Origin of the sequence: Rhizobium changzhiense (assembly GCF_013087625.1) — a bacterium.
Taxonomy (GTDB): domain Bacteria; phylum Pseudomonadota; class Alphaproteobacteria; order Rhizobiales; family Rhizobiaceae; genus Rhizobium; species Rhizobium sophorae.
Map to the genome: position 1 here is coordinate 1,149,135 of NZ_JABFCQ010000001.1, position 25,574 is coordinate 1,174,708.

Genomic DNA, 25,574 nt, shown 5'->3' on the forward strand with positions numbered 1-25,574 from the left:
TTACCTCCTGACGGTCATCAACATCATGCGGTTGAAGGAACTGACCAGCGAGGTGTTCAGATCGTACTGGCGCTTGATATCGCCCGACTTGGAGAGCTCCTCGGCCAACCCGACTGTATTGCCGGATTCCTGGACGCCGATCTCCTGGTCGAGCGCGGCGTCCTTGACGTCGATATCGCCGCTGTCGCTGAAATCGTTGCCGCTGAGATGCGCCGGATTGGTGCGCGCCATGTTGATATTGGAATTGTCGAGCACCGCATCAAAGGGCGTAACGTCCTTGGCGCGGAACTTCGGGGTATTGGCATTCGCGATGTTGCCGGCAACAACCTGCTGACGGATCGTCAGCCATTCCGCCTGCCGCGAAGCCAAGTCGAAAAGTTGGATCGGTTGCATGAGAACTCTCCGTTTTTACTGTCCCGAACCTAGTGCGGTAATCTTGCGTGGGACTTACGGGAATTCAGGCTTCGAGGCGGTTTTCGGCGAACGCCGCCGCTGTGACAGCGCCGCGCGTCTTTCGGACGTGCAAGCACGCTGTAACTATTTGAATTGATGCGTCATACCTTAAGTGGGAATCGATCCAACGAATGCCGGAATTAAAAAAAGGGGCTCCGGCTGGTTCGCGGCGGAGCCCCCTGTTGCCTTCGGCGTTTGCGGACAGGTTCAATTGTTCTGGTAGATCTCGCCCTTGGAGGTGACGATCACCCATTTGCCGTCGCGCTGTTCGAGTGTCGCAAGGCGGCTTTCGTCGGGCAGGATCGAGCCGATGCGCACCACGTACATGCCCGAGGGATCCTCGATCAGCGCCCGGCCGTTGGAAACATGCAGCAGGCGGAAGGAAGATCTGCCGGGGAAAGGCTGATCTTCCTGTATGGCGCGGCCATCGCGCTCCTTGCCGAGATCGGAGACCGTCGCCGTCGTCAGCGGATCGATCGGCGGGGCCTTCTTGTCCGCCTCGTTCTTGTTGACCATGGCAAGCGGCGAGACACTGAAGACGTTGCGGGCCGGCCAATCCGGCAGTTCACGCGAATTCTCGCTGGCGGCGACATTGATGCCGAATTTGTCCGCGTTGAAGAAGACGTACCAGGGAAAGAAGGCGGAGGCGCCGGCAAGCGCCAGGCCGGAGAAAGTCAGAAACCGATCCAGGATCGCAGTCTTCCTGCGCTGCTTCAGGGAAGCGATACGTTCGTCGTCGAAATCAGCCACGTCTAGCCTCTCCTCTGAATAGGGCCGCCCTGATTGCCCATGCCGGCTGCAGCCTTGAGCGCGCCGGCGAGATCGGCGAAAGCGTCGAGCGAGTCGCGATCGCCCGGAGACTGCTTCAGAACGTCGTAAATAATCGGCACCTGCTTGATCGCCATGTCGAGATCGGGATCAGCACCCTGACGGTAACCGCCGATCATGCGCAGGTCGCGCGTCTCTTCGAAACGATGGATCAGCACCTTCAGCCGCGATACCAGCTTTTCCTGATCCGGCGTCCAGGCCTTGCGGGCAAGACGCGAGATCGAGGCGAGCGGATCGATCGGGGGATAACGCCCTTCTTCGGCGAGACTGCGCTGCAGGACGATATGACCGTCGAGGATGCCGCGGGTCGAATCGGCGATCGGGTCATTGTGATTGTCGCCGTCGACGAGGATCGAGATGATCGCCGTGATGGTGCCGGCGCCCTCGGGACCGGGACCGGCGCGTTCCAAGAGGCGCGGCAGCTCGGTGAAGACCGAGGCGGGATAACCGCGCGCGATCGGCGGCTCGCCGGAGGCGGTCGCCACCTCGCGGATCGCATGGGCGAAACGCGTGACGCTATCGACGATGAAGAGGACGTTCTCGCCCTTGTCGCGGAAATGCTCGGCGATGGTGACCGCCGTCAGCGGCGCCATCTTGCGCAGCATCGGGCTCTCGTCGCTGGTGGCGACGACGGCGATCGCCTTCTTCATATTGCTGCCGAGCGTATCCTCGATGAATTCGCGCACCTCGCGGCCGCGTTCGCCGACGAGCGCAATGACAACCTTGTCGAAGGCATCGGCGCGGGCGAGCATGGACAAAAGCGTCGACTTGCCGACCCCGGAACCGGCGAAGATGCCGAGGCGCTGGCCGAGGCAGAGCGGCGAAAAGATGTCGATCGCGCGCACGCCGGTCTTGAAGCCGGTCTCGACACGCTTGCGGGTCATCGAGGGCGGCGCGGTATTGGAGATCGAGCGGCGATCGAGGCCTTCGGTGATCGGCCCCAGCCCGTCGATCGGCTCGCAGAGCGAGTTGACGGTGCGCCCGCACCAGCTGTCCGTCGGTGAAATGCGAAAGGCGCCCTTGCGGATGACGGTATCGTGGATGCCGATCGGCTCGCCGGGTTCGATCGGGCAGACATAGATCAGTTCCGGCTCGACGCGCACGACTTCGCCGAGATGAATACCGGTCGCCGATTTATGGGCCACGAATTCGCCGAGACGAACATGGCGAGAGAGACCGTGAACCGTGTAGTGGCCGGCAGCGATGGTCTGCACGCGACCGCCGTGGGCGACCGCGAACTCCGGCGATGCGTATTGGTCGACGAGGCCCGCCAGATGCGCCAGCTTCGGAGAAAGACCGTCCACTGATAGTAGCGTGGTGCTCATGCTTCAAATCCCACCCTAAAATACGTTGTGTGCAGCTTGCTGCATGCGACGTATTTTAGATCCTTGTTCATGTGCATGTCGTTCTCCCAAAACCGCCGGACACTTTGGGCGACATGCATTAGCGGCTGCCGCCAAGCGTCTGAACGGCTTCCTTGAAGGAATCCTCGCTGTCGCGCATCAGCGACGAGACGCTTTCGAAGGCCCGGTTGACTTCGATCAGCTGGGTGATCTCGCGCATGGCGTTGACGTTGGAGTTTTCGAGATAACCCTGCTCGACACCGACATTGAAGCGGTCGACGACGGCGCGCGGCTGGTCGGTGGTCATGATGCCGCTGTTTTCGTAGCGCAGGTAACCCTTGCTGATATCGGCCTCGAACAGGCCGAGCGAACCGATCTGGCGGCCGCCCTGATAGATGATGCCGTCTGTGCCGACGGCCGGCTCACCGCCTGTCGTGTTGAGCTGGATCGGCGCGCCGCCGGCGTCAAGAACCGGGTATCCGCGGATCGAGACGAGTTCGCCGGTATCCTTGATCGTAAAGCGGCCGTCCCTCGTCAGGACCCGGCCGGCCGGCGTGTCGAGCCCAAACCAGGCATCACCCTTGACGGCGAAATCAAGCATGTTGCCGGTGTGCTGCAACTCGCCACTTCCCTCGTTCAGGTAGTCGTTGCCCTGGGAAACGAAGGCGACCTTGGTGTTCAGTTTGTTCTTGGTGGCCGCCACCATCTCGTCGAACTTCACTTCGGTGGCGCGAAAACCGGTCGTGTTCACGTTCGCCATGTTGTCTGCGATGGTGGTCAGACGCTTTTCGAGGGCCATCTGCGACGACAGAGAAACATAAAGACCGGATTGCATGTCGGTAAGCTCCAAGCATTGGCGATGAACGGAACGAAAAGCCGGGTGTCGTCTCATGTGGTTCGGCCGGGATTTCGCTGAGGCGGCATCTCAGAAACGGGTGCTGACACCCATTCGTCCCCCTTAGACTGACGGCAGATGCTTGCGCGAAGCTGGCACGCGGAAATGCCTCGCGACCGGCCCTTTCATCAGCCTCACGCAAGGCAGAAACCCTATCGGTCTCAAAGAAAAGCAACGTTCAGATTGGGCTGACGATGAACATCATTATCGGATTTATAGTGACTTGCGGCTGTGTCATCGGCGGCTTCATGGCGATGGGCGGCCACGTGGACGCTCTGTTCCAGCCCTTCGAATTCCTCATCATCGGCGGCGCCGGTATCGGCAGCTTCATCATGGCGAATCCGATGAAGGTGGTGAAGGATTCCGGCAAGGCCCTCGCCGAAGCCTTCAAGCACGCGGTGCCGAAGGAACGCAATTATCTCGATACGCTCGGCGTGCTCTATTCGCTGATGCGCGACCTGCGCACCAAGTCGCGCAACGAAATCGAAGCCCATATCGACAATCCAGCCGAATCGACGATCTTCCAGCAGGCTCCGACCGTTCTGAAGAACAAGGAACTGACGGCGTTCATCTGCGATTACGTGCGCCTGATCATCATCGGCAATGCCCGCAGCCACGAGATCGAGGCGCTGATGGACGAAGAGCTCAACACCATCATGCACGACAAGATGAAACCCTACCACGCGATCCAGATCATGGGCGATTCCTTCCCGGCGATCGGTATCGTCGCGGCCGTTCTCGGCGTCATCAAGGCGATGGCGGCGATCAACGAATCGCCTGAGGTGCTCGGTCACCTGATCGGCTCGGCGCTCGTCGGCACCTTCCTCGGCATTCTCTTGTCCTACTGCCTCTGCTCGCCGCTGGTCTCCCAGATCAAGATCGTGCGCAACAAGCAGCACCGCCTTTACGTCATCGTCAAGCAGACGCTGCTTGCCTACATGAACGGTTCGGTGCCGCAGGTCGCTCTCGAATACGGCCGCAAGACGATCTCGGCTTACGAGCGTCCGTCCATCGATGCGGTCGAGCAGGAAATGATGAACCCAGGTGGCGAAAACAAGGCGGCTTAAATGACTATGAGCAATGCTTCGCACGACAAACCGGCAATGGATCCTGCCCTCCTCGCCAAGCTGACAGGCGGGCTTGGAGACAGAGGCAGGGTCGCCAAGATCTGCAGCTCCTTCGGGGAAATCTACAGCGAATTCTTTCCCGACGTCATCAAAAGCGAGACCGGCCTCGACGTGACGGTCAACTATCTCGGCTGCGAGATCGGTTACAGGAACCACCTGATCGAAGACCTGAGCGCGAACGTCACACTCGTCGACGCGACGCTGCGCAACTGGTCGCAGAACATTACGCTTGCCTGCGGCAACGGCTTCGTCATCACACTGATGGAGCATCTGCTCGGCGCCACAGCCGATACGATCGAGGAACCGGCCGACCGGCTGCTGTCGATCATCGAGCTCGATCTGGCGGTCATGGTGTTCGACAAGATCGCCAAGGTGCTACGCTCGGCCGTCAACGCGCCTGGCGGTTTCGAGCCGAGCCTTTCGGCCCCGTACGCCCATGACATGCGCGCCCGGCCGCCGGAGGATCGTCCGGATGAATTCGCGGCCGCCATCAACATGTCGATCACGCTTGCCGGCATCGTTTCGGAATTTTCGTTGATCGTTCCGCAGACGGCGCTGCTCAAGACCAAGGTGACGCCGCCGAAGCCGAAACGTCAGGCCAGCAGCTCAGCGGAATGGACCGAACAGCTCGGCGACCAGGTCCGCCGCTCGCATGTCACGCTCGAGGCGAAGATCAGGTTGCAGGACCTGACGCTGCGCACGATATCGAAGCTGATGGTCGGCGACGTCATTCCGTTCCGCGACCACGGCGAGGTGCGTGTCGAGGTCAGCGCCAACAGCAAGGAATTGTATGTGTGCGAGTTCGGGCGTTCAGGCGAAAACTACATGGTCCGCGTCAAGGATACGATGAACTCGGATGACGAACTCATCCGTCATTTAATGAATTAATCGGTTCTCTGGCTTTTGGGCTGCAAAGGCAGTTTGAGGCAAGTTTCAACTGGAATAGTGATTTCATGGCTACGAAGAAAACACAGCAGAACAGCGACCTCTCCCTGGATCTTCCGGGCAGCGAAGCCGATCTCGATCAGGCGATCGACGATCTGCGCGGCGTGCTGAAGCAGGATGCCGATGGCGACCTGCCGCAGTTTGGCGACGACCTGCAGACCGACGCCTTCGCAGCAGGAACGGACCTGGCTGCCTTCGGCGGCGAGGCTTCGGAAAGTCCTTTCGGCGGCGACGATTTCGGCGGTGATTTCGGCGGCAGCAATGCCAGCCCGACTGCCGGCATGGATTTCGGCAGCAGCCCCTCCTTCGAGGCGTCGCCGGCTCCGCTCGGCAGCGCTTTGAATTCCAACTTCGACCTGATCATGGACATCCCGATCGACGTCCAAATCATGCTCGGCACCAGCCGCATGCAGGTCTCCGGCCTGATGAACCTCAATGAAGGGGCGACGATCGCCCTCGACAAGAAAATTGGTGAACCGGTCGAGATTATGGTGAACGGCCGCAGGATTGCACGTGGCGAAATTACGGTGCTTGATAACGACGACACGCGATTCGGTGTGAAACTGATTGAAGTTTTGAGTACGAAAAAAGCCTGATCCCTGTGTGGGACGGAGAGGTTAGACCATGATGGACTTTGACGATTTCGGCGGCGCACTAGCCGGGAAACCGTTGACCCAGGCTGAAAAGGCGGCGGCTGTTCTTCTCGCTATGGGAAAGGGCGTCGCCGGCCGGCTGTTGAAGTATTTCACTCAGGCCGAACTGCAGACCATTATCTCATCCGCCCAGTCGCTGCGTGCTATTCCGCCGGACGAGCTCCTGTTGCTCGTCTCCGAGTTCGAAGACCTCTTCACCGAGGGCGCCGGACTGATGGACAACGCCAAGGCGATCGAGGCCATTCTTGAAGAAGGCCTGACGCCCGACGAAGTCGACAGCCTGCTCGGCCGCCGCACTGCATTCCAGGCCTACGAAACCTCGATCTGGGATCGCCTCAGCGAGGCGGAGCCGGCGTTCGTCGCACAGTTCCTGCTGCGCGAGCATCCGCAGACCGTCGCCTATATTCTTTCGATGATGCCCTCCGCCTTCGGCGCCAAGGTGCTGCTGCAGCTTCCCGACAACCGCCGCGCCGACATCATGAACAGAACGGTCAACATGAAGGCGGTCAGCCCGAAGGCTGCGCAGATCATCGAGAACCAGGTCATGACGCTGCTTGCCGAGGTCGAGGCAGAGCGCAATGCGGCCGGCTCGACGAAGGTCGCCGATCTGATGAACGAACTCGACAAGCCGCAGGTCGACACGCTGCTCACCTCGCTCGAATCGATCAGCCGCGAGTCGGTCAACAAGGTTCGCCCAAAGATCTTCCTGTTCGAGGACCTCATGTACATGCCGCAGCGCAGCCGCGTCATGCTGCTCAACGACATCTCGGCGGACGTACTCACCGTCGCGCTGCGCGGGTCGCCCCCCGAGATCCGCGAATCGGTTCTCTCCGCCATCAGCCCACGCCAGCGCCGCATGATCGAATCGGATCTGCAGAGCGGCATGGGCGGCGTCAATCCGCGCGAGATCGCCATTGCCCGCCGCGCCGTGGCGCAGGAAGCGATTCGCCTGGCCAATTCCGGCCAGATCGAGCTCAAGGAAAAGGAAGGCGACGCTTCGGCGGCCGCCTAACACGTCGAGACTGTTGACAAAGCCGGCATGCCGAACGGTGGCTGTTGATCGCCGTGCCACAGGCGACTACCCTTCCAGCAACGGACCGCGCGCTAAAGCGTGTCGCATAGAACTCGGTTCTTGCGACGCGCTTTAAGTCTTTGTTCTGATGCATGTCGTCATCCCAAAAGCGCTGCACGTTTTTGGGCGACATGCATTGGCCGCGGCCTATTTCTTTGACGGAGGGCCGCGACTTGGCAGACGATGACAAGGACAGCAAAACAGAAGCCCCAACCGCGAAAAAGCAAAGCGATGCCGCGGAAAAGGGCAACGTACCGTCTTCGCGCGAACTTTCGATCTTTGCGACCATCCTTGCGACCTTCATTTACCTCGTATTCTTCCTTCCCGACAGCGTCGGACGCATGACTGAAATGCTGCGCGACATCTTCGAACAGCCCGACCAGTGGAAGATCGAGACGGGACCAGATGTCCTGGCGCTGTTCGTCCGGATCGGCTGGGCAAGTGCCGCGCTGCTGGCGCCCGCCTTCATCTTGTTCATGGTGTTCGGCGTCGCCTCCTCCGTCTTCCAGAATCTGCCGACACTGGTGCTTGAGCGCATCCGCCCGCAGACGTCGCGTATCTCGCCGATCAAAGGCTGGTCACGGCTCTTCAGCCTGCCCGGCCTGGTCGAATTCGGAAAATCGCTGTTCAAGGTGGTCGTCGTCGGGGTGATCCTGTTCTTCGTGCTCAGGAGCGAATATTTCGGCTCGATCGACGCGATGTTCTCCGATCCGCAGACGATTCTGGTGCGAATGATGGCGGCGATGCGCAAGATCATCATCGTCATGCTGATCGCCACGGCGATCGTCGCCATTGCCGATCTTTTCTGGACGCGCCATCACTGGTTCACCGAGCTGAAGATGACCCGGCACGAGGTCAAGGAAGAAAACAAGCAGGCGCAGGGCGACCCCTTCGTCAAGAGCCGACAGCGCTCGCTGATGCGCGACAGGGCGCGCCGGCGCATGATCGCCAACGTGGACCGCGCGACGCTGGTGATCGCAAACCCGACGCATTATGCGGTGGCGCTGCGTTACGTGCGCGAAGAGAACGACGCGCCGGTAGTGCTGGCCAAGGGTCAGGACCTGATTGCGCTCAAAATCAGGGAAATCGCCGAAAAGAACGGCATACCGGTGTTCGAAGATCCGCCACTTGCGCGCTCCATGTTTGCGCAAGTCTCGATCGATAGTGTCATCCCGTCAGTCTTCTATAAGGCGGTAGCGGAGCTCATCCACCGGGTCTACGCTGCGGACGCCAAGAACAAACGGGTAAGATAAGCCGAATGAAAAAATGCCCCCACTCTACCCAGCGTGAAAAGATCCTCGCAGACGCGATCAGCCCGGTCGCCACTGAACTGCGCCTTCTGGATGCTTCTGACCTTATTTCACTGCTGCGCTTCGAGTATTACGGCAACCTTTCCGATCTCGTCGCTTCGGCGGCGGAGCTTTTCTTTCATCCGGGCACGGTGAATTTCGGCCTGGGCGGCAATTATACCCTGGAGTGGGGCGGCAAGCCCGAAGTCGTTCTCGATCTGGAAATCAAGCCGCGCGGCGTCACCGTCTACGCACAACTCACCCTTGCCGAAGATCATGCCGGCATCGAGATCAGCCACATCGCTTTTCAGGAACCCTCGGCCGATCCCGACGAGAACACCATTTTCCTCGAAAAGAGCCTTCGGCAAGCGCGTTACAGCGTCAACCAGCCGCCGCAGGCGCTGGCCGGCTGACTTTCTTTCAAGACATTCGAGCTTTTATTCGGCTTACAGCACCCTTTGCGTGTCTTAAAGGATGCGCGACGCTGTAAAGCACTGCGGGGGTTCAGCTGATATAACCGAGCCGGATCGCCTTGGCGATCGCCTGGATGCGATTGACGGAATCGAGCTTGATGGTCGCCGAGCCGAGATAGGCGTTCACGGTGTGCACGGACAGGCCGAGCTTGTCGGCAATCTCTTCGCTGATGCGTCCGTCGCCGGCAAGCTGCAGACAGGCGATCTCGCGTTCGCTGAGCGCCTCGGCGGCAGCCGTGCGGCGTTCGTCGAGCGAGAGCAGATCCATCATGATATGGCAGCAGCGACCGTGCAGCTCGACGATGGTATCGCTCGAGGGATCGATCTCATCGCCGGTGAAAAGGATGAAACCGTTGCCGACGGCGCCGAGCCGCACCGGAAAGGCAAGGCCGGAAAAAGGCAGAATACCGTCCTGCAGTCGCGTCATGAACGGCGAGAAGTCTGCCGGACCGGGTGCCGCACGGTCGTAACCGCCGGCCCATGAGAGCGGCAGCAGCGACTTGTCGATATGATCGAGAAGAATATCGCCGTAGGCATCCGTGACGGCCTTGCCGAAACCGGCATTGGAAGAGCCCCAGTTTTCGAGTTCGCAGACAAGCCTCTGCTTTGCCGGAAGGCCCGAGCCGTTGACGCGGAAGATCGCGAAGCCTTGCGCGTCGGCCAGCTTCTGCATCGCGATCAGCCGCGGGAAAAGATCGGACCGGCTGGAAATCCTGTTCACACGCACCATGCGCAGCTGCTCGGCGCTGCTCATCGTCCTGCCTGCTGGATAGCCCATGGATCCCCCTATACGAGATTATTGCGGACGGCGAAGGCAATGGCCTCGGACCTGGTCTTGGTCGCCGTCTTGCGCATCACGCTGGTGATGTAGTTGTTGATGGTATTACGGGAGATTCCGAGGATCATCGCGATCTCGTCGCTGGTCTTGCCTTCGGCGATCCAGAACAGGCATTCCAGCTCGCGGTCGGTCAATTCGAAATCGCGATCGACCTTCGTACCGCCGCAGCGCAGGAAGCTCGCGACATAACCTGCAAGCAGACCGACATCCCGCAGGCGCTCCGGCGAAAGGATGAACCCCTCGCCGAACAGGAACATCAAGGCCAGCCGCGACCGGCCGACATTGAAGGTCACCGAACAATATTGGCGGCTGGCACCATCCGGAATCTCGGCACTGTCAGGCAGAAGAGCAAAATTCGGCTGGAAGACCTGCATGCATTTTTCCAGCTCCGTCGACCGGGAATAGCCGCGGACCAGATCATTGGCGATGTCCCTGACCAGATCGAAAGGCCAGTCCGACGAAACGATGAAATCGAGGCCACTTTCCTGGATGAGATCACAGCGCGCCAGAAGGTAGTGCGAAGCACCCACGTAGTCCGTCAGTGCGCGCAGACCAGACTGCAACCTGCCGGTGCTGGCGACACCGTGGAGGCGCTGGAGCAGCTCATCGCGCGGCAACAGATCCGGCACCACCGCACTCGCGAAATTCGCCATATGCCTCTCGCCTTTGCTCGCCTGAATTACATTCATATCCATTGGCAATGTCCTGCGGCTGAGAAACGATCGAACTCGGTGCAACAGCAATTTTTCTGTAAAGGATTCAGGTCAAGTCCCGCTCGAATCCCATTTCGAATCACCTAAGGGTAAGCCAGCCGATGCAAATCACCATCTCCGACTTCTAGGGATTTACTTTCGCTGTCGCCAATGCACTGATTCGACCGCTCGTTCCAGCCTTCAAGATATAGGGAGGCTAAGATGATTCTTGCGGTATCGCAACGTCCTTCGCGTTTTACGCGAGTCCATCTCATCACATCACCCTAAAGCCGCATTTCAGTCACGGCTTTTCGGGACAGCGGTTAGTAATCGAATTCGGTACCGATATGAAAAAAAGGCCGGTTGCCCGGCCTTTCTTTTACGCTGCGTCGTCGATCGCCCATTTCCTGAGGATTTTCGCGGCGCGTTCCTCGTTGATTTCGACCATACGGGAAAGCTTGCGTTCCGGGCCTTCCTTGACGCGACGATTGAAGTTTCCATCGTCGTCGCCGAGGCTGAGCAGATCCTCGGTACTGTCGAAGCCGAAGTCGGACCCGAAGCCGTCCATGAGAGCGCCGCCGGGTGCGCCCGATGCAGGCGCGAAGTCCGGCAGCTCGAGGCCGGCCGCTTCCGGCGTCGCGTCGCCGAAAGCCGGGGAGCTGCCGTTGCCGCTGACGCTGCGCACCAGAGGCCGCAGGCCCATCCAGACCACCACGAAGGCGACCGCGACAAAGGCGAGCGAGTTGATGATGCCGGCAAGGTTGCGGCTCAGCATGTCCATGACGCGGACGCCACCGGTGGCGTCTTCGAGCAGCTGGTTCTCGAGGAAGTCCATGGCGGTGACGGTGACGACGTCGCCGCGCTTGGCGTCGATGCCGGCCGCCGAAGCGACGATCTTTTGCATTTCGGCAAGATAGGCGTCGACCTTGGTCTGGTCGGCGGGCTCACCGACCATCTTGGCGATGCGGCCCTTGTTGACCACCACGGCGATCGAAAGCTTTTCGACCTTGTAGCTGTTGCGGGTCGTCGCCGTCGTCTTGCTGTTTATTTCGTAGTTGGTCTGTTCTTCGCGCTTGTCGGACTTGTCCTGCGATTCCGGCCCGGCGGAACCGCCGGCCTCGGGAGCCGCCTGCGGGATGTTCTGCTCGACCGTCGTCGCGCTATCGGACGTCTTCTGCTGCGACTGCTGGGCTTCCTTCGTCGAGCGGACCGAGCGTTCGACCTTGGATTCTGGATCGTAGGTCGTTTCCTGGATCTGCTGGGCGTCGGTGTTGAGATCGGCGGTGACGCTCGAGCGGAAGTTGTCCATGCCGAGGAAGGGCGCCAGCGCCTTGTCGATGTTGGATTCGACTTCCTGCTGAACGTTCTGGACGATGTTGAGCGAGCGGTTCAGCGAGCTGTTGCTCGCCTCGTCGCCGGAAGCGAGCAGCTGGCCGGCGGAATCGAGGATCGTCACGTCATCGACGTCGAGCCCCGGCACGGCCGAGGCGACGAGGTGGCGGATCGAGGTCGCCGCGCTGCGCCCGGTGGTGGCGCTTGCGCGAATCATGACGGAGGCGGTCGGTTTCTGCTCCGCCTTCCGGAAGTTTCCAACCTCCGGCATGACGATATGGACGCGCGCGGCTGTTATACCCGAGATCGACTGGATGGTGCGGGCGATTTCGCCTTCAAGCGCTCGAACTCGCGTCACCTCCTGCATGAAGGAGGTCAGGCCGAGGGAGCCGACATTGTCGAAGAGTTCGTAACCGGCATTGGCGCTGTTCGGCAGGCCGCGCTCGGCAAGCATCAGGCGGGCTTTGCCCGTCATCCCCGCGGGAACGCTGATGCTGGAGCCATCCGTGCCGACCTGGAAATTGATGTTGGCTTCGGCAAGCGCCATGCTGATCTGGTTGAGATCTGGCGAGTCCAGACCGACATAGAGCGTTTCCTGTGCCGGCTTGTTGACGAAAAGGGCGGCCGCAAGGACGATTGCAATGGAAACGGCACCGACGCCTCCGAGAATCATCAGGCGTGTTCGGCCCAGGGAACCGAAGTTCTTAAAGATCTGAACTAATTGATTTAACAGATTCATTCTGTTCTCGCACGATCCGTCAAAGACAAAGCAGGCTTATTGCCTCATCAGACGAATAGTCGGCGAAACTTGTGCGAGCGTTTCGTGAGAGCGTGCGGGAGCGAAAAGGCCTAAGGTAATTCCAGCAAAAGTGCGCAGCGGTTTACGTCCGGAATTGCGCAAGAACAAGGAGAGAGCGTTTCCGTGACTCGGAGAAACGGAGACGTTCTAGAAGAAATCGAAGTCGCCGGCTGCCTTGCTCAATGGCTGGGAATGGCCGTGGCGTGTGGCGCCGCCCAATGCCTTCTGCATCTCTGCCAGCTTGACGAGGCTGAGCGCGGTTGCAACGTCGACTGCCCAGCCGTGCGGGATTTCGCCGGTGATGGTGTCGATGAATTCGGCAAGACCACGCGATTTCTGCACGGCCAGATCGATGCCCTGCATGACCTTCATGGCATCCGGCGAGTTCAGGATTTCGGCGCCGCCGATTTCGAGAAGCTGCGGCTCGATGCGCTCGATGAGGTAGGCGACATCGTGCAGTTCGGACACGATGCGCATCAGGATGTCGCTCAGCGCTTCGACTGGCGCAGGCGGCTCCATCATCTGGGTAAATGTCATATGAAAATCCTCGCCATCAAAAAAATTCGATACTGGTTTCGACGGGTTTCTGCGGAGCGGCGGGGCGCTGCTCGAGAGCGACGGTTCTCTGCGTTTCGGCGCCGGTCAGGGGGTATTGCCGGGCACGACCGGAGACCGGCCAATATTCAAGCTTGCGTCCATGCTCTCCGCCGGTCGAGGAACCGACCACCGGAATGCCTTCATCCCTCAGGAACTGCACGGCGAAGGCCGCGTTCTGCTCACCGACATTGGAGAATGTCGAGATCGTCTTCGCGCCGCCGAAGATCTTTGCCTCCAGCCGGTCGCGCCGGGCGCCCTGCTTCAGGAGACCGTTGATCAGCAGTTCCATCAAATGCACGCCGTACCGCGTGGCATCGCCGCCTGATGTCGGCGACGTCGCCGAACCGGGCAGCAGAAAGTGGTTCATGCCGCCGACACCGGCGACAGGATCTCTGAGGCACGCAGCCACGCACGAACCGAGAATGGTCGAGAGGACCGCATTCGGATCGTTCAGAACCTTGTACTCGCCCTGAATGATGTGCACGCGGCGGGCTGCCCCCTCAGTGATCATTTCAGGGCTCCAAACACGGCTTCGATGGCCGCCTTCATCTTCTCGATCGTGAACGGCTTGGCGAGCACGTTGTTGGCGCCGAGCTGGGCCGCCTTCTGCACCAGTGCGCGGTCGCCCTGGGCGGTCAGGATGATGAAGGCCGCTTTCTTGGTGTTGGGGTTGGTGCGAACCGCCTGAAGGAAGCCGATGCCATCCATCTTCGGCATGTTGAAATCCGAGATCACCAGGTGGTGCGGCTGCTCGGCCATGATCTTCATGCCCTGCTCACCGTCACCAGCCGACGTGATCTGCTTGAAACCGAGCTGGGTCAGCGCATCGCTGAGCAGCAACCGGCTCGTTACCTGATCGTCGACGATCAGAACTTTGATTTTCTCCGCGAGCGACATTTATTCGGTCCCTTCCTTTCGGGCGGCTGTCATTTTCAATATTTCTTCACCGATGGCAGACAGCGGCAGCTGCTGCTCAACGGCGCCAAGTTCATGAGCAACCCTTGGCATTCCGTAAACGACACAGGTTTTTTCGTTCTGGCCGAGCGTTCTGGCGCCGGCGTGGCGCATTTTCAACAATCCGGCGGCGCCATCGCGGCCCATTCCGGTCAAAATCACGCCGACGGCATTACGGCCCGCCAGTTCCGCGACCGAATCGAACAGCACGTCCACCGAGGGGCGGTGACCATTGACCGGCGCCCGATCAACGAGACGGCAGCACGGCGCCGAGGCGCCGCTGACCTGCAGGTGACGCTCGCCGCCGGGCGCCAGATAGATCTTGCCGATTTCGAGCCGGGCACCGTCTGTCGCTTCCTGCACCACCGGCGCACAGAGGCGGTTTAGCCGTTCGGCGAAGCTCTTGGTGAAGGTCGGCGGCATATGCTGGGTGATGACCGTCGGCGGGCAATTCGCCGGGAATTTCTGCAGCACGGCAATCAGCGCCTCGACGCCGCCGGTCGACGAGCCGATCGCGACGATCTTGCGGCCGACGCGGAAATCGGCGACCGAGGGGGGTGGCGCGACGGCGGCGACGGGTTGGGAATACTGGCGTTGCGTGCGTGCGGCGGCCTTGACCTTCTCGGCGAGGTCGCCAAACGGCCTGAGTTCGCCCGGCGCCGGCTTGCCGACGCAGTCGAACGCGCCGATCTCCAGCGCCGCGAGCGTCGCCTCGGCGCCGCGATGGGTCATCGTGGATACCATGATCACCGGCATCGGGCGCAGCGTCATGATCTTTTCGAGGAAATCGAGGCCGTTCATGTTCGGCATCTCGATGTCGAGCGTCAGGACGTCGGGGTTCAGCCGCTTGATCGCCTCGCGCGCTTCCAGCGCGTCGCCGGCCTGGCCGATGACGTTGACCTCGGGGTCGGAACTCAGCACGGCGGTGATCAACCCCCGCATCGTCGGCGAGTCGTCAACAACGAGTACCCTTGCCGGCGCGCTCATGCCTTCCTCCCGAGACCTTTGGCCGTATAGCGATAGGTCGTGATGCCGATATTGTCGAAGACGTGTTTCGCCTCGCCCGACACACGCTCGGAATGGCCGATATAGAGATGGCCGCCTTCCGGCAGCAGGCCGGCGAAACGCTGCCAGATCTTCATCTGCGTCGGCTCGTCGAAATAGATGACGACATTGCGGCAGAAGATGACGTCGAACTTGCCCTTGAACGGCCATTGCGCCATCAGGTTCAGCTCGTTGTAGGTGATCAGCCGCTTGACGCGGTCGTCGACCTGGAACTTCCGGCGGCCCTGCACCTCGACTTCGCTGAACCATTGCTTGCGCATGGCCGGCGACACGGTTTCGAGCGCATTTTCGTCATAGGCGCCGGCCCGGGCGATCGCGAGGATCTTCGGATCGATGTCGGTCGCCAGGATCTTGAAGTCGTAATCCGCGACATTCGGCATCAGCGACAGCACCGTCAGCGCGATCGAATAGGGTTCCTGCCCGTCGGAAGAGGCGGCCGACCAGATGCGCACCCTGCCGCCCGATCTCGCCCGCTGCAGAAGCTCCGGCAGGACATGGTCGCGCAGATGGTCGAAATGGTGGTTTTCGCGGAAGAAGCGGGTAAAATTGGTTGTCAGATGCGAAAGCATCTCGCGGCGCGGCGCAGCACCCGCCGGCGAAGCGACGAGGTCGCAATACTCCCGAAAGCCGGACAGGCCGAGATTGCGGATATGCTTCGACAGGCGCGAATAGACGAGCGACGCCTTCGTCTCATTGAGGAAGATGCCGGCATCCGAATAGATCATCGCGGCGATCTCGGTGAGGTCGCGGCGCGTCAGCGGATATTCTCCGCTTGCCAGGACCTCGTCGGATCCCTGCCTCTGATCTTTTGCGCCCATTACATTCATGCGGCTTCGCTTTCGGTCTCGGGAAAGAGGGATTCGAGTTCGATCAGGCAGATCATGCGCTTCTCGATAGCGAGAATGCCGCGGGCAAATTGACGCTCGAGTTCCGAAGAGATTTCGGGCGTCGGCTGGATGGTTTCGTCGGTCACCGTCAGGATATCGGAAACGGCATCGACCAGCAGGCCGACGACCTTGCGCCGGACCTGGGCGACGATGATGACATGACGGGCAGTCGGATCGGCCGGCTTCATGCCAAGCCGTGCGGCAAGATCGATGATCGGCAGCACCGCGCCGCGCAGGTTGATGACACCCAGCATATAGCCAGGCGAATGCGGCATCGCGGTCGCCGGGGTCCAGCCGCGGATCTCGCGAACCGACATGATGTTCACGCAAAATTCCTGATCCCCGATGCGGAACGCGATCAGCTCGCGATCCCCCTCGTTCAGATTTTTTACGGCGTACGACATTCCTTATCCTACCGCTGCTAACGACATTTCTGCTTTGAGCGATTGGCCGCGCGAGGCGCCGACAACCGCGTCGACATCGAGGATGAGCGCCACGCGCCCGTCACCGAGAATGGTGGCAGCGGCAATGCCCGGGACATGGGTGTAGTTCGCTTCCAGGCTCTTGATGACCACCTGGCGCTGACCCTGGATGGCGTCGACCATCAGGGCGCGCTGGCCGCCGCCTTCGGATTCCACCAGAAGCGCCACGCCCTCGACCGGATTCGCCTGGGTGGCGCGGAAGTTCAGGATACGGCCGACATCGACGAGCGGGCAGAACGAGTTGCGGATCGAGATCAGTCGGTGGTTCGCACCGAAGGAGTGGATCGCGGCCGCTTCCGGCTGCAAGGTTTCGACGATCGCCGTCAGCGGCACGACCAGCGTCTGGCCGGCGACGGTGACCACCATGCCGTCGAGGACGGCGAGCGTCAGCGGCAGGCTCATGGTGAAGACCGAGCCGTGGCCCGGTTTCGAGGTGATGTTGATACGGCCGCCGAGCGCCTGGATCGAACGCTTGACGACGTCCATGCCGACGCCACGGCCTGAAATGTCGGAGATCTTGTCGGCCGTCGAGAAACCCGGCAGGAAGATCAGGTTGTCGATTTCCTCATCCGACAGGTTGGCATCGGCCGGGATGAGGTCGTTGTCGATCGCCTTCTGGCGGACCTTCTCGCGGTTGATGCCGGCGCCGTCGTCGGCAAGCTCGATCAGGATGCGTCCCGAACGATGCTTGGCGGTCAGGCGGACGGTGCCTTCGGTGTTCTTGCCGGCGGCCGCACGCTTTTCGGGCGTTTCGATGCCGTGGTCGACGGCATTGCGGATCATGTGGGTCAGCGGTTCGGCGAGCTTGTCGATGACTGTCTTGTCGACTTCGGTGTTTTCACCTTCGGTGATCAGGCGGATCGACTTGCCGGTCATGTCGGCGATTTCGCGGACGATACGGGACATGCGCTGGAAGACCGGCTTCACCGGCTGCGCGCGGATGGCCATGACCGAGTCCTGGATCTCGCGGGTGAGCTGCTGCAGCTCCTCGAGGCCCATATTGATCGAGGAGGTGCCGGTCGTGTCATTCTCGATGACGCTCTGCGACAGCATCGCCTGGTTGATGACCAATTCACCGACGAGGTTGATAAGGCGGTCGACACGGTCGAGATCGACGCGGATCGTCTGGCCGGCGCCAGCGGCATTGTTCTGGGCGGCAGCGCTTGCAGCGGCCGCTGCGGCGGCTGCCGATTCCTTCTTCTCGACGCGGGCGGCGACAATCTGGGTGACGTTGGAGGCAGTCTCGGCGGCAGCAACGGCCGCGGCCGTCGCCTCGGCCCGCGCGTCTGAGGCGGAAACCTCTTCCATTGCGCCCGTTTCGTCGAGGATCGACAGATCGAAAGGAACCGGCACCATCGGCAGTTCGTCGTTGCTCGTCGCGTCGGCCCTTGCCTCTTCGACCGGCTTCACCGTCAGTTCGCAATCCCACTCGGCGAATTCGAAGACGGTGCGGATGGCGTCCTCGCCCTTGTCCGTCTTGATCGTGACGTTCCAGAAGAAATAAGCGCCTTCCGGATCGAGTTCCTCGAGGCCCGGCAGGTCATCCGTATTGCAATAGATCGTCATTTCACCGAGGCGCGAGAGATCACGCAGCAGCAGGGTGGCGTCGTTGCCCTTGGAATAGAGTTCGTAGCGCGGCTTGAAGATAACTTCATAGGTCGGCATGCCGCCCGCATCATCTTCGCCGCCAAAATCGTCGAAGGAAAAGGGGACCGGCTGGAAGCCGCTGTCGTCCGTCGGCTTGGGGGTCGGCGCCGGAGCGGCCGGAGCAGCCTTTGCAGCGGCCTTCGGCGCAGGCGCCTCGGCCGACGCAGAGGGAGACGGCAATTCGCCGTTGGCCAGCGCCTCGAGCTCCTTGACGAGTCCGCGGCTGCGGCTTTCATCGACGCTGCCGCCGTCGCGCGCAGCATTCGTCAGGTCGGCCAGCACGTCGGCCGACTTCAGCATCACCTTCAGGACGTCCTGGTTCGGTTCAAGCTTGTTGGATCGAACGCAATCGAGAGTGGTCTCGAAAACATGGGCGAAGGCGACCAGATCGTCAAGGCCGAAGGCGCCGGCGCCACCCTTGATCGAATGGACGGCACGGAACACCGCATTGACGGTTTCCGGATCGCGATCGCCATCATTCATTTTCAGAAGACCGGATTCCAACTCGGCGAGCTGTTCCTCGCACTCCTGGAAAAAGATCTCTTTGATTTCGTTCATATCCATAGGAGCAAATCCTGGGTTTAAGCGGTTACACGCTCAATGGCATCGATCAGCTTGGCCGGGTCGAAAGGCTTGACGATCCAGCCCGTGGCACCGGCCTGGCGGGCGCGGTTCTTCTTTTCCGCGTCGCTTTCGGTGGTCAGGACCAGGATCGGGATCGCCCGATATTTCTCGTTGCGGCGGACACCTTCGATGAAGCCGAAACCATCGAGGCGCGGCATGTTGATGTCGGTCACGATGACGTCAGGATTGGACTCTTCGAGAACCTCGAGGCCCTCGATGCCGTCTTCCGCCTGGATCGTCTCGAAGCCGGCATTGTTGAGCGTCACGAGAAGCATGTTTCGGATGGTGCGGGAATCATCCACGGTCAGCACTTTTTTCTTCATTGCCGAATCTCCTTGGCAAGCAGGTGGTCAATATTGACGCCAACCAGCTGCATGGTTTTCTGAAATGCGTCGGACACCTTGGAGAAGGTGAACGGCTGCTTGTCCTGCTCCCAGGTCTTCTCGGCGGACATCAGAACCTGGGCGCAAAGAGCACCGATCCGTTCGACGCCGGAAGCGTCTATCGAAAGACCGCTACCCCGGAGGGAGAGGAGTTTATCGCGCAAGGCGGAAGCCTCGTTGAGGTCGAGCACCGCTGTCAAATCCAGCGTCTTGCCACTCTTCTTTGCTGCCATCAGCTTTTCCTTGTCCCCTTGTCCCCGGCCCGAAAAGACGAGCTGAGGCAATCATCCGATAGGTTAGTAAACATTCCGCCCACCTCCGACGCTTGCGAACGCTTGCGGAAGGCCAAAATCGTCATTTTCGTATTCGTCCACGACCGGTGCCGGCCGGATCGCGCCCTCAAGGGCGCGCGGCGGTGTCACGCGCACCGGCGCCGGGCGCCCGGCAGTGGCGTTTTCCCGGGCGATGCGGAATTCGCGAATCGTCTGGCCGAGCTCGAGAATGACGGTGTGGAGGTGGTCGGCGCCTTCGGCCGAGCGCTCCGCCAAGCCGGCGCTATCCGCCACCTCGCCACCCAGGCCCTTGATGTCTGATGTCACGCTGTCGAGGCTGGCGGCATGTTCGCCGGTTCGGGTGGCGATGCCGGCGATGGCGGCGTTGATATCGGTGACCTGACGCACGATGCTGCCGATCGAATCCTGTGTGCGGCCGACCATCTGCACGCCGGCGTCGACCTGCGCCTTGGTCGTCGTCACCAGGGTCTTGATCTCGCGGGCGGCTTCGGCCGAACGCTGGGCAAGGGCTCGGACTTCCTGGGCGACGACGGCAAAACCGCGGCCGGAATCGCCGGCGCGAGCCGCCTCGATGCCGGCATTCAGCGCCAGAAGATTGGTCTGGAAGGCGATCTCGTCGATCGCGCCGATGATCTGGCCGATCTTTTCAGCCGACTGCTCGATATCGGCCATGGCGCTGATCGCGCGGCCGACGACCTCGCCGCTTTCCTCGACGGCGGCGCGCGTCGAGGCGGCCGCCTGTTCGGCAGCGCGGCTGTCGGCGGCGCCGTCGCGCACACTGCCGGCGATGCCGGCAAGGGCAGCGGCGGAAAGCTGCAGCCGGTCGGCCTGGCCGGAAGCCGGGCCGGCGAACTGCCGCGACAGCCCGGCAAGCGAACCTGTCGCCGCTTCGGCCTTGAGCGTGCGCTCGGTGATGGCAGTAAACTCGGCCTGGAGGCCGTCCAACGCGCCGTTCAGCGCGGCGGCGATGCCGCCATAGGCGCCTTCGCCGTCGACGGGCGCGCGGCGCGTCAGGTCGCGTGCGGACAGGCTTTCGATGACATCGCCGAAGATCCGGGCGATTTCGGCCTCGTTGTCGGCGCGCTGGTCGGCGAGTGCGCGGCTCTGGGCGGCGCGCAGCGCATTGAAGCGGAGCGAGACGGCAATTTCCACATCGACCATGACGATGCGGATGATCGCCGTCATCAGATCGGAGATTTCGCGGGCGCGGCGCTTGGCCGACGGCAGCAGCGGACGGCCGGCGACCTCTTCGGCGAGGCCGGAAACGACATGCTCCAGCATGACGCCGTGGCCGGCCACGTGCCAGCGCGGGTCGAGGCCCATCTTGCTTTCGGTATCGGAGAGAACCTTGACGCGCTCGGCATAGAGGCTGTCGAACCGCGCATCCGTCAGCACGTCCCAATGCGAGGACTGCAGATCGTGCAGGCGCTCGACCTGGCGCTCGCTCTCGAAATTGCGCGAGGCGTCGGGGAATGACTGGAACCTGTGGAAGAGATCCCGGAGGCCTGCCTTCAGATGCGCTTCTAGCGCCGGCCGGTTACGGCGCACCAGCTCGCACTGTTCGGCATCGAGACCGGCAAAGCGCAGGCGGTCGCGCAAGCTGCCTGCCTGCGCTCCACGAGCCTGATCTGATGGCATGTCCTGCCTCAACGCCTGTCCCCAACCACTTTCCGAGCGAAGGCCCGGCCAAAAACTTTTGCAGCGTCCGATAAACGTGAAGCGTGGAGAAGGTCCTCACCACCGGTTACAACCGGCGGATCGAGCCCCCTGATCAGCTATGTTTCGGAGCTGTCTGAAGAGATGGATACCGGATCAACCCGGTACGGCGGGACGGCGTCATGCCTGGTGGGAACGAGTGCATCTTCCCATTCCGACGTGTACACCAATGTTTATGGTTAATTCCTTGCTTGAAGGTTAATAAGCCTTTCGCGGTGCAGGCTTTTGAAGCAATTCAAGGCCGTTCGCAGCAAATACTGTTGCGGAGTTGCATGGCTGCTACAAGGCACACGCAAGCTCCGTGTTATATGCCGGTCGATAACCAAGACATGACGTCGACAAGGACAGAGCAATGATTGTTCTCGGATTGGGTGCCTGCTTGATTGCAATGACGCTGCTTGCCGCCGTCGCCCGCCTCGATACCCTCGCCGCAAACCGCGACATCCGCGCCCTTCGGGTGTTCTAAAACCCATCCTTCCCCGTTGGCAGTCCGGCACCTTTGGTGTATCGCACTCGCGCCTTTCATGTCAGCGGAACTATCGGTTCATGTCCCCCAGATCTGGTCTCCTCATCGTTCTTGGCTTCACGCTCTGGCGCGTCGTCATGCTCAATTTCGATGCGACGGACCTTTTCGTCGACGAGGCGCAGTACTGGTTCTGGTCGCAAAACCTCGACCTCGGCTATTATTCCAAGCCGCCGATGATTGCGTGGGTGATCCGGGCGATGACCGAGCTTTCCGGCTCCAACGCCATCTATTGGATCCGGCTGCTCGGACCGCTGATCCACATGGCGGCGGCACTGGTGCTGATGAAGACGGCAAAACGTTTCGTCGGGCCGGAGATCGAAGGCTGGACGGGCGCCACCTACATCACACTCCCCGGTGTGGCGCTTTCTTCGGTGTTCTTCTCGACCGATGTGATCCTGCTATTCTTCATCGCGATCGCGCTGCTTGCTTATGTCGGCCTGACGCAGCGGCGCTCGGTCGGGCTGGCGCTGGTTATGGGCCTTGGCGTCGGCCTCGCCTTCCTGACGAAATATGCCGTGCTGTTCGTCGTTCCGGGCGGCGCGATTGCCCTCCTCCTCATTCCGGCTGCGCGCATCGCCATTCGCGATTTCATCATCGCGGTCGCGGTCGCGGCGGTCGTCGCCCTGCCGAACCTCTGGTGGAACCTGCAGCACGACAACACGACGGTGCGGCATACCCAGGATATCGCCCATTGGAGCGAACTCGGCATCAATCTCCGTCGCGGGCTTGAATTCTTCGCCGCCCAGTTCGGCGTCGTCGGGCCGATCATCTTCTTTGCGATGCTCTGGGCGGTCTACCGCATGATCAGGGGCAGGAGCGACGATCGGGAAAAGATGCTGGTCTGGCTGTCGATGCCGGTCGTAGTGCTGATCACGCTGCAGGCAACGGTCGCCAAGGCCTATGCCAACTGGGCGGTGACTGCCTATGTCGCCGGCACCATCCTTGCCGTCTGGCTGCTCTACCGGATGTGGCCGAAGGGGCTCAGGCTGTCGCTAACCATCAACGGCATCGCCAGCCTGCTCTTTCCGCTGGCGACGATTTTTTCGCATCAGTTGCTGCTGCCGAACGGCGACGAGCTGATGAAGCGCTATCTCGGCCGCGCCGAGGTCAGCCGCCAAGCCGCAGAACTTGCCGGCCAGGCCGGCACCGACATCATCGTCTCCAATGATCGCGACATGGTCGCCGATCTTTTCTATACGCTGCGCGACACATCCTACAGGATCTATGCGCGCGCGCCGGCGGGCCTTCCCGAGAGCTATTACGAGCAGGAATTCGCCCTGCCGGCCGATATCACCGGCAAGGTGCTTTTCCTGACGGACGGTCCCTTCAGCTGCGCCACCGAGACGCCCGAGCTGCTGAAGAACTGGCAGCCGACGGAGGGCTATTACAAGGGCAAGACGCTGTCCATCTACAGGGTCTCTGCCGCCTGCCTGGCACCCTGAGCCAATCGATTCCGATTTAAGGAATTATGCAGAGGCCAGGCAGAGGCCGGTGCCCGCCCCTTCGATCTCGACGAATTTGACGCCGCCTTCCTCGAAGGCGAGGCGCAACTGCGCCTCCGTCGCGCGATGGATGTCGTGGTGCCGGCCCTCGTAGTCGCGGATGGTGCTGCGCGAGACGGCGGCCTTTTCGGCAAGGTCGGTCTGGGTCCAGTCCAGCAGGCCGCGCGCCGCGCGGCAGAGAGCGGGGGTGAGAATTGTTTCCCGTGCGCCTTGACCCATGATTTCAAGTTGCCCATATTGGTCGATATAGACCATATATGTCATATTACGAACGGGATTTCCAGATCGGGAGACAACGATGCCACACGATACGCCCTTGATTTCGACAATCGTCGGCGGCCTCGTGCTGGCTTTCATCTTCGGCGCCTTCGCCCATCGGCTGCGGATGCCGCCGCTCGTTGGTTATCTGATCGCCGGCGTGCTCGTGGGGCCGCATACGCCGGGTTATGTGGCAGATCAGAACCTTGCGCCGGAGCTCGCCGAAATCGGCGTCATCCTGCTGATGTTCGGCGTCGGGCTGCATTTCTCCCTGAAAGACCTGCTGTCGGTGCGCGGCATCGCCGTGCCCGGCGCCATCGTGCAGATCACCTTTGCGACATTGCTCGGCTGGGGGCTCGGCGCCTTCATGGGCTGGCCGACCGGCGGCAGCCTGGTCTTCGGCCTGGCGCTTTCGGTCGCCTCCACCGTGGTGCTCTTGAAAGCGCTGCAGGAGCGGCGCCTCGTCGAGACCGAGCGCGGCAGGATCGCCGTCGGCTGGCTGATCGTCGAGGATCTCGCCATGGTGCTGGCGCTGGTGCTGATCCCGGCCGCAGCCAGCATCGGCGGTGAGGGTCACGCTCCCGTCGAGCCGCTCTCGGCCGGGCTCAACCGCCTGTTCGGCCTCGATCTCGGCATCGGCGGCATGATCGCCATGACGCTGGTGAAGGTGGCGCTGTTCGTGGCGCTGATGCTGGTTTTCGGCCGTAAGCTCATTCCGTGGACGATGCACCGCATCGCCCATACCGGTTCGCGCGAGCTCTTCCGGCTCGGCGTGCTGGCGATCGCGCTCGGCGTTGCCTTCGGAGCGGCGAAGCTCTTCGGTGTGTCGCTGGCGCTCGGCGCCTTTTTTGCCGGCATGGTGCTGGCCGAAAGCGAACTCAGCCATCGCGCCGCGCAGGAAAGCCTGCCGCTACGCGACGCCTTCGCCGTGCTGTTCTTCGTCTCGGTCGGCATGCTGTTCGATCCGAACATCCTGATCGACAAGCCGCTGCCGATCCTCGCCACCATCTTCATCATCGTCATCGGCAAGTCCGTCGCCGCCTTCCTGATCGTGCTCGCCTTCAAGAAGCCGCTCGGCACGGCGCTGACGATTTCGGCAAGCCTCGGCCAGATCGGCGAATTCTCCTTCATCCTCGCCGCCCTCGGCGTCGAACTCGGGCTGCTGCCGGAGGAGGGCCGCGATCTGATCCTTGCCGGCGCCATCATCTCGATCATCCTCAATCCGCTGCTGTTCTTCCTTTGCGACCGCATGCGGCCGCTGCTGGATGGTGCAAAGCGGGAAGACGTCGTGGCAGACCCTGCTCCCGCTGCAGATGCGACAGCAGCGCAGGAGGAGATGCCGCCCGAAGACGACGAGGTGCACCCGACCCCTCTCAGCGGCCACGCCATTCTCGTCGGCTACGGGCGGGTTGGCAGCATCGTCGGACAGAACCTCAAGTCGTCAGCCACACCTTTTCTCGTCATCGAGGACTCCGACAAGCGCATCGGCGAGCTGAAGGCGCAGGGTATCGAAACTCTGTCGGGCAATGCGGTGATGCGGGAAACGCTCGACCTTGCCAATCTCTCTGGCGCCCGCAGCATTGCCATCGCCATCCCGAACGCCTTCGAGGCCTGCCGCATCGCCGAGCAGGCGCGCAGCGTCAATCCATCGATCCTCATCGTCGCCCGCGCCCATTCCGACGCCGAGGTCGATGAGCTGAAGCAATATGGCGCCGACACCGTCATCATGGGCGAGCGTGAAATCGCGCTGGGCATGGTTGACCGGCTCGCTCAAGTGCATCATGAGAGTGTGCCCTATGAAGACGGACATGGGCCTGATACAATTATGCCGACGGATGACCCTCCGCCGGAAAGAGAATGAGAGATTGGCGCGCTGTTGAGCCGATACGGGAGTGACATCG

The 25,574-nt window shown here is 61.4% G+C and carries 26 protein-coding genes; 8 read left to right on the forward strand and 18 right to left on the reverse strand.

The features are described from left to right. The 4 genes from flgB to flgF form a co-directional block, all read right to left on the reverse strand. Entirely contained in the window at positions 1-393 is a 393-nt protein-coding gene (gene flgB, locus G9X68_RS05730) for a flagellar basal body rod protein FlgB (RefSeq protein WP_003545529.1), read from the reverse strand. 267 nt (positions 394-660) lie between these two features. Beyond that, entirely contained in the window at positions 661-1,203 is a 543-nt protein-coding gene (locus G9X68_RS05735; RefSeq protein ID WP_171601603.1) for a flagellar protein, read from the reverse strand. A 2-nt stretch (positions 1,204-1,205) separates the two neighbouring features. Beyond that, entirely contained in the window at positions 1,206-2,606 is a 1,401-nt protein-coding gene (fliI, locus tag G9X68_RS05740) for a flagellar protein export ATPase FliI (protein WP_171601604.1), read from the reverse strand. 118 nt (positions 2,607-2,724) lie between these two features. Next, positions 2,725-3,459: a flagellar basal-body rod protein FlgF gene (flgF, locus tag G9X68_RS05745; RefSeq protein WP_171601605.1), complete on the reverse strand. Its 735-nt coding sequence runs from the start codon at positions 3,457-3,459 to the stop codon at positions 2,725-2,727. Between the two features lie 254 nt (positions 3,460-3,713). On the opposite strand from flgF, the gene motA reads away from it, so the two are divergent. The 6 genes from motA (at position 3,714) to G9X68_RS05775 (ending at position 9,018) form a co-directional block, all read left to right on the forward strand. Then, positions 3,714-4,586, forward strand: a complete 873-nt coding sequence (gene motA / locus G9X68_RS05750) for a flagellar motor stator protein MotA (protein WP_171601606.1) — start codon at positions 3,714-3,716, stop codon at positions 4,584-4,586. Next, a complete protein-coding gene (locus G9X68_RS05755) occupies positions 4,587-5,534 on the forward strand; it encodes a FliM/FliN family flagellar motor switch protein (protein WP_171601607.1) in 948 nt (315 codons plus the stop codon). Positions 5,535-5,599: 65 nt separating this feature from the next. Next, the gene (gene fliN, locus G9X68_RS05760) at positions 5,600-6,187 is read left to right on the forward strand and encodes a flagellar motor switch protein FliN (protein WP_171601608.1); all 588 of its coding nucleotides are present in this window, start codon (positions 5,600-5,602) and stop codon (positions 6,185-6,187) included. A gap of 28 nt (positions 6,188-6,215) precedes the next feature. After that, positions 6,216-7,256: a flagellar motor switch protein FliG gene (gene fliG / locus G9X68_RS05765; protein ID WP_168314460.1), complete on the forward strand. Its 1,041-nt coding sequence runs from the start codon at positions 6,216-6,218 to the stop codon at positions 7,254-7,256. 233 nt (positions 7,257-7,489) lie between these two features. Continuing rightward, on the forward strand, positions 7,490-8,569 hold the full coding sequence (gene flhB / locus G9X68_RS05770) for a flagellar biosynthesis protein FlhB (RefSeq protein ID WP_171601609.1): 1,080 nt from the start codon (positions 7,490-7,492) through the stop codon (positions 8,567-8,569). Positions 8,570-8,574: 5 nt separating this feature from the next. Then, positions 8,575-9,018: a hypothetical protein gene (locus tag G9X68_RS05775; protein ID WP_171601610.1), complete on the forward strand. Its 444-nt coding sequence runs from the start codon at positions 8,575-8,577 to the stop codon at positions 9,016-9,018. 91 nt (positions 9,019-9,109) lie between these two features. Here the strand turns inward: G9X68_RS05775 and visR are convergent, their stop codons facing one another. The 13 genes from visR to G9X68_RS05840 form a co-directional block, all read right to left on the reverse strand. Next, positions 9,110-9,856 (reverse strand): transcriptional regulator VisR, encoded by a 747-nt coding sequence (visR, locus tag G9X68_RS05780; protein ID WP_171601611.1) that lies wholly within the window; start codon positions 9,854-9,856, stop codon positions 9,110-9,112. An 8-nt stretch (positions 9,857-9,864) separates the two neighbouring features. Continuing rightward, complete coding sequence (gene visN / locus G9X68_RS05785) at positions 9,865-10,611, reverse strand: transcriptional regulator VisN (protein ID WP_171601612.1); 747 nt, start codon at positions 10,609-10,611, stop codon at positions 9,865-9,867. 376 nt (positions 10,612-10,987) lie between these two features. Beyond that, positions 10,988-12,679, reverse strand: coding sequence for a flagellar basal-body MS-ring/collar protein FliF (gene fliF / locus G9X68_RS05790; RefSeq protein WP_171601613.1), 1,692 nt, complete (start codon positions 12,677-12,679; stop codon positions 10,988-10,990). Positions 12,680-12,886: 207 nt separating this feature from the next. Beyond that, positions 12,887-13,276, reverse strand: coding sequence for a chemotaxis protein CheT (cheT, locus tag G9X68_RS05795; RefSeq protein WP_003545510.1), 390 nt, complete (start codon positions 13,274-13,276; stop codon positions 12,887-12,889). Positions 13,277-13,292: 16 nt separating this feature from the next. After that, a complete protein-coding gene (gene cheD, locus G9X68_RS05800; RefSeq protein WP_003545509.1) occupies positions 13,293-13,847 on the reverse strand; it encodes a chemoreceptor glutamine deamidase CheD in 555 nt (184 codons plus the stop codon). Next, complete coding sequence (locus tag G9X68_RS05805; protein ID WP_003545503.1) at positions 13,844-14,233, reverse strand: response regulator; 390 nt, start codon at positions 14,231-14,233, stop codon at positions 13,844-13,846. Before G9X68_RS05805 ends, cheD begins: the two co-directional genes overlap by 4 nt. After that, positions 14,234-15,277: a protein-glutamate O-methylesterase CheB gene (cheB, locus tag G9X68_RS05810; RefSeq protein WP_168310519.1), complete on the reverse strand. Its 1,044-nt coding sequence runs from the start codon at positions 15,275-15,277 to the stop codon at positions 14,234-14,236. Further along, positions 15,274-16,182: a protein-glutamate O-methyltransferase CheR gene (cheR, locus tag G9X68_RS05815; RefSeq protein ID WP_129417923.1), complete on the reverse strand. Its 909-nt coding sequence runs from the start codon at positions 16,180-16,182 to the stop codon at positions 15,274-15,276. The genes cheB and cheR overlap by 4 nt, the downstream gene beginning before the upstream one ends. Further along, entirely contained in the window at positions 16,179-16,646 is a 468-nt protein-coding gene (locus tag G9X68_RS05820; protein ID WP_088937874.1) for a chemotaxis protein CheW, read from the reverse strand. The genes cheR and G9X68_RS05820 overlap by 4 nt, the downstream gene beginning before the upstream one ends. A gap of 3 nt (positions 16,647-16,649) precedes the next feature. After that, a complete protein-coding gene (locus G9X68_RS05825; RefSeq protein ID WP_171601614.1) occupies positions 16,650-18,935 on the reverse strand; it encodes a chemotaxis protein CheA in 2,286 nt (761 codons plus the stop codon). A gap of 17 nt (positions 18,936-18,952) precedes the next feature. Then, positions 18,953-19,318: a chemotaxis response regulator CheY1 gene (gene cheY1, locus G9X68_RS05830; protein ID WP_003545492.1), complete on the reverse strand. Its 366-nt coding sequence runs from the start codon at positions 19,316-19,318 to the stop codon at positions 18,953-18,955. After that, complete coding sequence (locus G9X68_RS05835; RefSeq protein ID WP_003545491.1) at positions 19,315-19,611, reverse strand: STAS domain-containing protein; 297 nt, start codon at positions 19,609-19,611, stop codon at positions 19,315-19,317. Before G9X68_RS05835 ends, cheY1 begins: the two co-directional genes overlap by 4 nt. Positions 19,612-19,674: 63 nt before the next feature. Then, entirely contained in the window at positions 19,675-21,309 is a 1,635-nt protein-coding gene (locus G9X68_RS05840; RefSeq protein ID WP_171601615.1) for a globin-coupled sensor protein, read from the reverse strand. A gap of 624 nt (positions 21,310-21,933) precedes the next feature. Between G9X68_RS05840 and G9X68_RS05845 the strand changes: the two genes are divergently transcribed. Then, a complete protein-coding gene (locus G9X68_RS05845; protein WP_171601616.1) occupies positions 21,934-23,355 on the forward strand; it encodes an ArnT family glycosyltransferase in 1,422 nt (473 codons plus the stop codon). 24 nt (positions 23,356-23,379) lie between these two features. Here the strand turns inward: G9X68_RS05845 and G9X68_RS05850 are convergent, their stop codons facing one another. Next, positions 23,380-23,679: a helix-turn-helix transcriptional regulator gene (locus G9X68_RS05850; RefSeq protein ID WP_168314469.1), complete on the reverse strand. Its 300-nt coding sequence runs from the start codon at positions 23,677-23,679 to the stop codon at positions 23,380-23,382. Between the two features lie 34 nt (positions 23,680-23,713). On the opposite strand from G9X68_RS05850, the gene ybaL reads away from it, so the two are divergent. Beyond that, on the forward strand, positions 23,714-25,534 hold the full coding sequence (gene ybaL, locus G9X68_RS05855) for a YbaL family putative K(+) efflux transporter (protein WP_171601617.1): 1,821 nt from the start codon (positions 23,714-23,716) through the stop codon (positions 25,532-25,534). The last annotated feature ends 40 nt before the right edge of the window (positions 25,535-25,574 follow it).